Annotated in this window: 9 protein-coding genes; 4 read left to right on the top strand and 5 right to left on the bottom strand. The window is 67.9% G+C overall.

Annotated features, from left to right (window positions below; translation table 11 throughout):
• Both NS6_RS17735 and NS6_RS17740 read left to right on the top strand, forming a co-directional pair.
• Complete coding sequence (locus tag NS6_RS17735) at positions 1 to 1,035, top strand: zinc-dependent alcohol dehydrogenase (RefSeq protein WP_068043233.1); 1,035 nt, start codon at positions 1 to 3, stop codon at positions 1,033 to 1,035.
• Positions 1,032 to 1,973 (top strand): carbohydrate kinase family protein, encoded by a 942-nt coding sequence (locus tag NS6_RS17740; protein WP_068043236.1) that lies wholly within the window; start codon positions 1,032 to 1,034, stop codon positions 1,971 to 1,973. Before NS6_RS17735 ends, NS6_RS17740 begins: the two co-directional genes overlap by 4 nt.
• A gap of 238 nt (positions 1,974 to 2,211) precedes the next feature.
• On the opposite strand, the gene NS6_RS17745 is transcribed toward NS6_RS17740, so the two are convergent.
• The 4 genes from NS6_RS17745 to NS6_RS17760 form a co-directional block, all read right to left on the bottom strand.
• The gene (locus NS6_RS17745; RefSeq protein WP_084471154.1) at positions 2,212 to 3,102 is read right to left on the bottom strand and encodes an ABC transporter ATP-binding protein; all 891 of its coding nucleotides are present in this window, start codon (positions 3,100 to 3,102) and stop codon (positions 2,212 to 2,214) included.
• Between the two features lie 2 nt (positions 3,103 to 3,104).
• Positions 3,105 to 4,805: a dipeptide/oligopeptide/nickel ABC transporter permease/ATP-binding protein gene (locus tag NS6_RS17750; protein ID WP_245669401.1), complete on the bottom strand. Its 1,701-nt coding sequence runs from the start codon at positions 4,803 to 4,805 to the stop codon at positions 3,105 to 3,107.
• Positions 4,802 to 5,800 carry an ABC transporter permease gene (locus tag NS6_RS17755; RefSeq protein WP_068043241.1) on the bottom strand — a complete coding sequence of 333 codons (999 nt, stop codon included), beginning with the start codon at positions 5,798 to 5,800 and terminating at the stop codon, positions 4,802 to 4,804. Before NS6_RS17755 ends, NS6_RS17750 begins: the two co-directional genes overlap by 4 nt.
• A 62-nt stretch (positions 5,801 to 5,862) precedes the next feature.
• Entirely contained in the window at positions 5,863 to 7,590 is a 1,728-nt protein-coding gene (locus tag NS6_RS17760; protein ID WP_068043245.1) for an ABC transporter substrate-binding protein, read from the bottom strand.
• 222 nt (positions 7,591 to 7,812) lie between these two features.
• Here NS6_RS17760 and NS6_RS17765 point away from each other — a divergent pair, with 222 nt between their 5' ends.
• Both NS6_RS17765 and NS6_RS17770 read left to right on the top strand, forming a co-directional pair.
• Positions 7,813 to 8,460 carry a hypothetical protein gene (locus NS6_RS17765; RefSeq protein ID WP_068043247.1) on the top strand — a complete coding sequence of 216 codons (648 nt, stop codon included), beginning with the start codon at positions 7,813 to 7,815 and terminating at the stop codon, positions 8,458 to 8,460.
• Positions 8,457 to 9,158 (top strand): hypothetical protein, encoded by a 702-nt coding sequence (locus NS6_RS17770; RefSeq protein WP_068043249.1) that lies wholly within the window; start codon positions 8,457 to 8,459, stop codon positions 9,156 to 9,158. The genes NS6_RS17765 and NS6_RS17770 overlap by 4 nt, the downstream gene beginning before the upstream one ends.
• Before the next feature lie 41 nt (positions 9,159 to 9,199).
• Here the strand turns inward: NS6_RS17770 and NS6_RS17775 are convergent, their stop codons facing one another.
• On the bottom strand, positions 9,200 to 10,480 hold the full coding sequence (locus tag NS6_RS17775; protein ID WP_068043407.1) for an MFS transporter: 1,281 nt from the start codon (positions 10,478 to 10,480) through the stop codon (positions 9,200 to 9,202).
• Between the last annotated feature and the right edge of the window lie 4 nt (positions 10,481 to 10,484).

Below are 10,484 nucleotides of genomic sequence, written 5' to 3' on the forward strand. Positions count from 1 at the left end.
ATGCCTGCGCAGAACCGCCGGGTGCTCGTCCGATCCATCGACGACATCACCCTCGAAGAGGTGCCCGTACCCCGGCCGGGCGATAACGAACTCCTCATTCGCAGCACCGTCGTGGGAGTGTGCGGATCCGATACGCATGCCGCCCTGGGACACCACCCCTTCATCGACCTGCCCTACCGGCCCGGCCACGAGGTGGTCGGCGTGGTCGAGGCCGCCGGTGCGCGGGCCGGCGGCTTCGCTCCGGGCGACCGCGTGATCATCGAGCCGAACCTGTATTGCGGCCGCTGCGCCCAATGCCGTTCCGGCCGCTACAACATCTGCCGGCAGCTGGAGGTGTTCGGCTGTCAGACCCCCGGCGGGATGGCCGAGCTGTTCACGATCGCCGCCGGCCGAGTGCACCGGGTGCCCGACGAGATGTCCGACCTCCAGGCGGCACTCGTCGAACCACTCGCCACACCCGTTCACGCCGTCGCCAAAGCCGGTGATCTCACCGGCCGGACCGTTGCCGTCCTGGGCGCCGGCCCCATCGGACTACTCGTCCTGGCCGCGGCCCGGCACGCCGGTGCCGCCGGAATCGTCGCAACCGACCTGCTGGACACGAAACGAGAGCGGGCCGTGCGGCTCGGCGCCGACGAGGCGCTCCCGGCCGACGCGGCGGACCTGACCGAGCAGGCGCAGGCCGTCCTCGGCGGTCCGGCCGATGTGGTCTTCGACTGTGTGGCCCGCGAACAATCCATGGCCCAGGCCGTCGATCTCGTCGCCAAGGGCGGCCGGATCATCGTCGTCGGCGTCGGCGCCGCCGGGGCTACTCCGATCCGGCTGGATCTGGTGCAGGATCGGGAGATCCGCATCGAAGGTTCCCTCATGTATACCGTCGGCGATTACCGCGCCGCCTTCGACCTGATCACCTCGGGCATCGTCGATGCCGAGGCAATCGTCACCGCCACCTACCCGTTGGAGGAAGCGGGAGCGGCCTTTGCCGCAGCGCTGCGGCCGGAGCACGTCAAGGTGCTGGTCACCGTGGCTGCACCATGATCGTCGTCGCCGGTGAGGCATTGATCGACCTGGTGCCCCAGGTGAGCGGAGACGCCTCGGCACCGCTGTTGCCCGCCCGTGGTGGCGGGCCGTACAACACAGCCATCGGACTCGCTCGTCTCGGCTCCACCGTTTCCTTCTGCTCGCGGATCTCGACCGACGCCTTCGGTGTATCGCTCACCGACCGGCTTGCTGTGGAGCAGGTATCCCTGGACCTGGTGCAGCGCGGACCGGAGCCGACCACGCTGGCCGTCGCGTCCCTCGGCGCGGATGGCTCGGCGGCGTACACCTTCTACTGCGAGGGCACCGCCGACCGGCTGTTCACCCTCCCGGGGCCGTTACCCGCCGAGACCCGGGCGGTATCGTTCGGCACCTGTTCACTGGTGCTCGAACCTGGGGCAAGTGCCTATACGGAGCTGATGCGCCGGGAAGCGCGACTCGGGCGGTTCATCGCACTGGACCCCAACATTCGCGCCGGACTCATCGCGGATCCGGACGCCTATCGGGCCCGCTTCGGCCGGATGTTGCCGTCGGTTTCCCTGCTCAAGCTCAGCGAGGAAGACGCGCAGTGGCTCGGGTACGACCTCGCCGGCTGGCTGGCGGCCGGTCCGGGCGCCGTCGTGGTGACTCGGGGCGATGCGGGCCTGACCGTCCATACGAGAGCGGGCGAGTACTCGGTGCCAGGTGAACCCGTACGTGTCGTCGACACCATCGGTGCCGGCGATTCGGTGAACGCCGCGCTCCTGCATGCCCTTTCCGAACTGGACCTGCTGTCCGCCGGCGCGCTGGCCGGTGTACCCGAGACCACCTGGCGGCAGATACTGGATTTCGCTGCCCGTGCTGCCGCCGTCACCTGCGCGCGTGCGGGTGCCGAACCGCCCTGTGCACACGAACTCTCGGCCGTCGATCTCGGCCGGCCCTCTCGTTCGGTGCCTTGACGGCGGGCGTTGCGTGTTCTGCAGTGGCCCGTGTGCCGAGGTCGATTTCGGTCGGCCACTTGGCCGGTAGGTCGACGAAGGTTCTGCGGAGCGGGTGCGCCGGCGTCGAACTCCGGCTGACACTCGCCGTTCTCCGACCGGCTCGGGGTAGTTCGCCGGCCGCCGTTCGGTTACCGGTAGTCCCGGCCGAGCTTCCCCGTACGGCGGCGCCGCCGGTGACGAACCGCGGTGCGCCGGCTCATTTCTCCGGTACCGCGGCGTCTGCGCCGCGGACTCGGCGTGCCCCGCGCAGAGCCGCGGTCAACAGCTGCTTCGTCGTCGGGTGCTGTGGAGTGCGCAGCACCTGCATGGTGGGTCCCTGTTCGACGATTGCGCCGTCGGCCATGACGAGGACGCGATCGCAGGTGTGCGCGGCGAGCGCGAGATCGTGGGTGATGTGCAGGATCGCTGTACCGTGGTCGCGGGCGAGAGCGCCCATCAGCCGCGATACTTCGGCACGCAGGGGGGCGTCGAGCATGCCGGTCGGCTCGTCGGCGAGGATCACTGCCGGCCGTGTCACGATCGCCCGGGCGAAGGCGGCGCGCTGGCGTTCACCGCCCGACAGTTCGTGTGGGAACCGGCGGGCGTAGCGCTCAGGGGTGAGGCCGACTGCGAGCAAGGCCGACCGGGCGGCTTCCCTCCGGGTCGACCTGTCGCCGATGCGGTGGATCACAAGGGGTTCGGCGACGATATCGAGGATGCGGCGATGCGGCGGCAGGGACGCGTACGGATCCTGCATTACGAGGTGTACCGCGCGGCGGGCTGCGCGGCGGACGGACGCGGCGGCTGCGAGCAGATCGACACGATCGGATCGGTGGCCGCCGCGCGCCGGGATATCGAGCAGTGCCGACCCGGCCGCCGGGACAACGAGCCCGGCAATCGCTTTCGCGATGGTCGATTTACCCGCCCCGGAGCCGCCGACGAGGGCCACGGTCTCGCCGGCCCGGAGTTCGAGGTGCACATCGCGCACGGTGACGGTTTCGCCGTACCGCACCGTCAGCCCGGTTACGCGCAGAACCGGTGCGCGCCGGTGCGGCGGGCGATAATCGTTGCCGGCCGCCTCCGCGGTCCGGATCATTTCGGTCGTCATCGTCACCGGACCTTCTCGAATGCGCTCATATCGGGCATCGCGCCCATCAGGTCGCGGGTGTAGGGATGCTGTGGATCGGCCAGTACGGTGTCGGTATCGCCCTGCTCGACCACCCTGCTCGCGCGCATGACGGCGGCGCGGTCGGCGGTCTGCGCAACGACCGGCAGGTCGTGCGTGACGATCAGTACGGTCAGGCGTAGCCGGGTCCGCAACTCGTCCAGTAGGTCGAGGATCTCCTGCTGGACGAGTATGTCCAGGCCGCTGGTGGGCTCGTCGGCGACCAGCAGATCGGGTGAGTTCGCCAGTGCGATGGCGATAACGACCCGCTGCCGCTGCCCGCCCGAAAGTTCATGAGGGAAAGCCCGGTATCTGTCCGCCGGCAATCCCACCATCCGCAGTAGTTCGCGGGCGCGTTCCTGAGCGCGGTCGCGGGTCATGTCGGTATGGACCAGGACCGCCTCGCGGATCTGGTCGCCGATGCGGTGCACGGGATTGAGTGCCGATTGTGCTTCCTGCGGTACGAGGCCGATACGCGCGCCTAGCAGGGCGCGACGCTCGCGGTGGCCGAGGTCGAGTAGATCGACGCCGTCGAGCCGGATACGTCCCGAAACGACCCGGGCCGCCGCGGGCATGAGCCCCACGATCGCGGCCGCGACGGTCGATTTGCCCGAGCCCGATTCGCCGACCAGACCGAGAACCTGCCCACGGGGTATCACCAGATCGACCTCGGTGCACCCGCCACCCGTGGTCTCGCCTTCGCCGTAGCGCACCGTGAGTCCTTCGACCCGGAGCAGGGCGTCGTCCGCGCCGCCCTCCGGATCAGTGGTGGCCGGCGCGGGGCGGCCGGGCTTGCCGGGCCGGACGATTCGGCGGGTGACTCCGCCCGCCGTGCGCTCCACGGCGCCACCGGCGAGCGCGAAACCCAGCACGGTCAGCCCGATGAGTACCCCCGGTGGTACGACCCACCAGAGCCAGGCGTCGGTGAGGAAGGCGCTGCGGCCGTTGGCGACGCTCAGCATCATGCCCCAGCTCATGGAGGTGATATCGCCGAGACCGAGGAAGGCGAGCGACGCCTCCAGCAGTACCGCGTTCTTGACCGCGAGTACGAGCTGCGGCACGACGAGTACGCCGACAGCCGCAACGATATGCCGGACGAGGACATAGCTGTGGCGGGCGCCCATGGCGCGCAGCGCCTGGATATGGTCGCGCTCTCGTACACTGAGCACCTGGGCGCGCAGCTCGCGGGCCACCGGCGCCCAGAGTGCGATGGAGATGACGAAGATCTGCGTGACGATCCCGGGCCCGGCCAGCACGCCGATCACCAGGGTGAGTGGTACGACGGGCAGCGACAGGACCACGTCGACGATGCGCATGAGCACGGTATCGGTGACCCCGCGCAGGTAGCCGGCTGTGATGCCGACTGCCATACCGATCAGGGTCGCCGCGACGGCGGCGATGAATCCCACCAGGAGCGAGGGGCGCGCGCCGTATACGAGAATGCTGAGCAGGTCGTGGCCGACATCGTCGGCGCCGAGCAGATGCGCTGCCGACGGTGCGGCGAACGGTCGCGTAACCCGTTCACCCGGGTCGTACGGCGCGAGCCAGGGGGCGAAGATCGCGACGGCGCACAAGATGAGCACGATGCCGATACCGATACGGCTCGTGACCGACAGTGATCGCCAACCGGTGCGCAGACGCGTCATGCGGGGACCACCTGTCGTGTGTGCCGGACGCGCGGGTCGAGCAGTGGGTAGAACAGATCGGCGAGGATATTCGCCAGGACCACGCCGATCGTGGCGAGCAGGAACGCGCCCTGCAGCATCGGGTAGTCGCGCGCGGCGACCGCGTCGGCGATGACCTTCCCCAGGCCCGGGTACGAGAACACGGTTTCGACCACGACGGCGCCGGAGACGAGGGCACCGGCGGCCATCGAGGCGTTGGTCGCGATGGGCAGCAGCGCGGTACGCAGGGCATGTCCGGTGGCGACGCGGCGTTCGGGCAGGCCTTTGGCGCGGGCGAGCCGGATGAACGGCTCGCCCAGCACCGTGGTCATCGATGCGCGGGCGAGCAGGTAGTAGGTGCCGATCGAGGTGATGATCATCGTCAGCAGCGGCATGATCAGCCGGCGGCCGGATTCGACCAGCCAGGCGAAGGTTTCGTCGGGCAGCTCCGCCGAAGCGTACGACGGCAGCCAGCCGAGCTGGGCGGAGAAGACGGTGATCAGCAGCATGGCGACCCAGAACCCGGGCATCGAGTCGACGGCCAATACACCGATGAGCGTGCCTTTGTCCTTCCCAGGGCGTCCGGCTTCGCGCCGCCACGCCGACCACGCTCCGAGCAGGGATCCCACGATGATCGCCCCGATGAGACCGAGCCCGACCAGCGTCAGCGACCAGGGCAGCCGTTCCATGAGAACATCGGCCACGGGCCGGTTGTGAACGGTCGAGAGGCCGAGGTCGCCGTGCAGTAGATCGGTCCAGAACCGTCCGTATTGCACAAGAATTGGATCGTCGAGTCCGTACAGGGCGCCGAGTTCGGCGAGGACTTCCGGACTGGGATCACCTTCGCCGGTGAACATGACCAGGGCCGGGTCGCCCGGAGCCAGCCGCGGCAGTGCGAAGTTGAGGGTTACGGCCACCCACAGCACTACGGCGTACTGCCCGAGCCGCGAGAGCCAGGATCTGTCCGGCCTCTTCATCTTCGGTCCTCTCGATGAGCGCAGGCGACCGGCCGCCCTCATCGTGACCGGTCGCCTGATCGTCAGTGCCCGTGCTCTTCCGAGGCGGGGGGCTCGGTGACGTCCGTGGCCGGTGGGGTACCGGTGAGCTCGGTGATCGCCTCGACTGTGCTCGAATGAGCGGCTTCGACAACGTCTTTCGGCAGGAACGACCATTTGTGGACGATGCCGGAACCGGGGCTCTCGGCCCATCCGCCGTATGTATGCGAGACCGCCCAATGCTCTTCGGGGTAGAACAGCGGAACCGTCGTCGGTGCCGCGTTGTGGATCGTCTGTAGCTCCTGCATCACGCGGATGCGGTCCTCATGGGTGGTCTGTGCCAGCCACTCGGCGTATTTCTTGTCCCATTCGTCCCAGGCGATATCCGGCGCCCAGAGGTAGCCCGAGCGATGCGACATGATGAACTGGTCGGGATCGGCGACACCGTGCGCGCCGATGGACCCTACGAGCAGGTCGTAGGTCTTCTGGGCCGACCGTTCCTTCAGTGCCGCGGCGTCCATACCTTCGATCTCGACTCCGATGCCGACTTCGCCGAGGTCTTCGGCGACCAGTTCGGCGGCCCGGACATCCTGGGGTAGGCCCGAATCCACATACATCCGGAGGACGAGTGGTTTGCCGTCGATCTCGCGGATACCGTCACGGTCGGTATCGGTGTAGCCGAGTTCGTCGAATGCGGTGCCGGCGGCCGTGTGGTCGGTCGGCGTGGAGTTACCGGGGTTCGCGAAGGGCGCGTCGGGATGGGGATAGCCCTGGGTCGCGGTCCGCCCCTGGCCGAGCGCCACCACATCGAGCATCTGTTCCTTGTCGACCGCATCCGACAGGGCACGCCGGAACTTCGGCGTATCCAGCGGTTTCCGCAGGAAGTTCATTTTGATCTCGGGAAAGCTCAGTGCCTGCGTCGTCAGCGAGTCGAGGTTGCCCGACTGTTCGAACTGTGCGACGAGTTCGGGGCTGAGTGTGCGGGTGGTCGCATCGATCTCCCCGGACTGCAGCGCAGTGAACGTCGCCGATTGATCGGTGATCACCGGCATCTTGATGGTATCGACCGTGGGTTTTCCGGCGAAGTATTTCTCGTTCGCGGTCAGGGTGTAACCCTCGGTGGGGCTGTAGGCCGTCAACTGGTAAGGGCCGGTGCCGATCGGCAGGTCCTGCACCGTTTTCGCTTCGGCCGGGTCGATATCGGCCCAGATGTGTTTCGCCACGATGGGGAGGTCGGCGAGGGTGACGCGGGCCAGTGAGGGGCAGGCGTCGCGGCATTCGAAACGCACGGTGTCGTCGTCGACCTGCACCACGCGGTCGACGTACGGGGTGTCGTTGACGTGGTGTGTATAGCGGCCGGTGGGTGCGTTGTGCATGTACTGGAACGAGAAGACGACGTCTTGCGGCGTGAACCGCTCGCCGTCCTGCCAGGTGACGTCTGTTCGCAGGTCGGCTTCCCAGATGTCCGGGTCGAGCTGGCGCACCTCGGTGGCGAGCCACGGTTGGGGGTCGTCGACATAGGGCGACGGTGCCAGCAGCTTGTCGTAGACGAGTTCGACGAGTTGGTCGCTCGCCCCGGCAAACAGGTTGATGGGACCGGTGTCCTTGTCGAGCGCGATGGTGAGCTGCTCGGCGGTGGCGGGACCGCTCAGTTCGCCGAACGTCGCGGCTCCGGAGCCGGAGTCCGTGCTGCCGGTGCAGCCACTCAGGGCGATCGCAAGCACGACCGCGGCGCCGGCACCGGTGCGGGCACGGCTCGGACGGTTGATCATGGATCCTCAATTCGGGAGGTCAAGGACGGCCGGGGCGTCGGCGGTGGGGGCGCCGTCACTCTGGCAGTGAGTGGAGGTTAGCCTAACCTCATGTCCATTGTGAAGCTGTTGCGGTTCAGAATTTCGATACCGCCGCCGCGCAAGCGTTGTGGCCGCCCTGTGATGCTAGGTTAGCCTAACCTTGATAGCTCGTGCTGTTCCGTTACCGGTGAAGGAGTCTCGATGCCCCCGGTTCTGCAACTCGTCCAACGTCGCGCCTCACCATCGGAAGACACGACTCACACCGCCGTTCGCGATGTGTACGACCTCGACGGCATCGATCTCGACGCCTACGCCGGCATCATGGTCAGCGGTGCCTGCGATCAGCGTTTTCTCGCCGCGCGCACCGACCGGCTCTCGGCCTGGGTGCGCGCCGGTGGACGGATTCTCGTCAACGGCCATCCGCTGGAGCGGTTCGTCGAGAACATGCCCGAGTACCGCAAGCTCGACTTCCACACGACCCGCGACCTGTGGCTCACCGAGACGGGATCGCACCCGATCTGGGACGGCGTCGACCGCCGCGACACACTCTTCAACACCGGCGTGCCCGGTACGCACTCGTTCGAAGATCTCCAGCGTATCGGCGTCGCGGGGTTCTATGCCCACGCGTATTTCGTCGACCTGCCCGAAGGGGCCGTCGTGATCACCGGGATCGGTCCGGGGCGATTGCCCGTCGACGTGGCCTATCCCCTCGGAACCGGCGAAGTGATCCTGCATCTCGGCAACGACCTGACGGCGTTCTCCCGCCCCGGCACCTCCGCCGCCGATCTCGGCGAGCGCACACTCACCTACCTCGAGGGCGCTGCGGCGCTACAGGAGATGGCCCGATGACCCGCGTCGCCTTCGTCCACACCGGCAGCTTCTTCCACCTCGCGGACCTGCGCGATCCCGCCGTCCGCGCCATGGACCCGGTCGATGTCTACGCGCCGGATCTGGAACCCGGCGGACTCGACGGGTTCGACGCCGTCTACGTCGCGGCCAGACTGCATCCGGGGGTCCTGGCGCGTATCGCGCCGATCCTCGTCGGCTTCCTCGATACACCCGGCGCGCGGATGTACATCGACGGCGAGAACACCGTCGGCGACTGGCTGCCGGGCACCGCCGAAACGCGTCGCGGCACGAACTTCTGGGCCTGGCGGATCGGCGAGGACGTCGGACGCCGCTCGGTCAACCGGGAGCACCCGTTCTGGGACGGGCTCGCCGACGATGCTGTGCACTGGCATTATCACGGTGTACTCACCCACCCCGCGACGGCCGTGCCGCTCGTCCGGCTCGAAGAGCTGGACCGTGCGGAGACCGAGTCCGAAGATCCCTGGGGTACCCCGTACCGGGCCATCCCCGGGCACAGCAACACGCTGATGTACTACGACGCCGGCACTTTCACCGCAGAGGTGGTCGTCAGCACTATGGACGCCTCCTATCACCACGGCTCGGGTTTCATGCCGGGCGCTACGCAGCTGATGTACCGGATGATGCACTGGCTGCGGGGCGCGCACGCCGTACCCCGGGCGATGGTGGAGGCACGCTGAAGCCGGCTCGGTGTGGAAGACGCACAGTGGCGGCGGTTCGATCAACTGCGAGCAGAGGGGGCGGCCCGCGCAGTCCGCGGGCTGTGCCACACCGCGTGGACACCGTTCGGGCCGGCGCCGCGGTCTGTCGCGATGATCAGTGCGGCACAACCGAGACCGGACAGGACGAGGCTCGATCCGAACAGCGCCGGGTAGCCGAGGAGTTCGCCGACTGTTCCCGCCGCGAATCCGGCGACCCCCTGGACGGTGACGACCGCACACGCCAACAGGGTGTAGTCGCTGCCGGCGTGATCACGGTCCGAGGCGTCCATCATGAGGGTGAACACCGCGACGGTCGCGGCGCCGCCGAGAATATGTTCGGCCAGGCTCGCGGTGACGATCAGCCCGAAACCGCCGATGCCCAACGATGCGAGCAGATACAGGACCAGACTCGCGGTCTGGGTGATACCGCCGATCAGCAGCGCGTGGCGGCGGCCGTATCGAAAGCACAGCCAGCCGCCCAGCGCCGCGCCCGCGAGCGCGCCCGCCGACGACAGGACGCCCTTCACCAGGGCTATCTGGCCGAGGGTGAGTCCGGCGTCGGACATGAACGGGCCGACCATTGCCGAGCCCATCGAATCCCCGAATTTGAAACCGCCGATGAGCAGGATGAACGCCAGCATTCCCGGTCGCCGTAGCCGCTGCCACCAGCTGGTTGTCAGCGTGGCCGGCCGGGATGAGGATGCCTTCTGCTCGGGAGGCGTTGCGGACCTGGGTAACCACCACACCGGAATCGTGGTCAGCAGTAGCAGGATCGCCATGGCGGCGAACAGGCTGCGCCAGCCCGCGAGCGCGAACAGCCAGAGCAGCGCACCGCCGCCGACGATCATGCCGATCCGGTAGGCGCCGACCTGGATGCCGTTCCCCAGGCCGCGTTCCCGCGGGCCCAGCAGTTGTACGGCCAGTCCGTCGGTGGCGATGTCCTGGGTCGCCGATACCGCGTTCACCACGGCGATTCCGATGAGCAGCCAGCGCAATGACGAGGACAGGTCCAGACAGGCGAGCCCGAACACGATTGCGGAGCTGGTGAGTTGCAGTGACAGCAGCCATTTCCGCCGGGTGCCGTACCGGTCGACGTAGGGCGCCCACAGGAATTTCAATGCCCACGGCGCGAACAGGACTCCGGTGGCACTGATCTCGATCAGCGAGAATCCGGATTCGCGGAGCACCACCGGAAGCGCCTGCGTGAAGAAGCCGTACGGCAGGCCCTGGGCGAAGTAGAGGCCGGCCAGCAGAACCAGGGTCCCGGCGGAGATCGTGCCGGGTCGAGCGATGGTTCGCATACGG

The sequence above is a fragment of the Nocardia speluncae NBRC 108251 genome (assembly GCF_001613245.1).
In the GTDB taxonomy this organism is placed as follows: Bacteria; Actinomycetota; Actinomycetes; order Mycobacteriales; family Mycobacteriaceae; genus Nocardia; species Nocardia speluncae.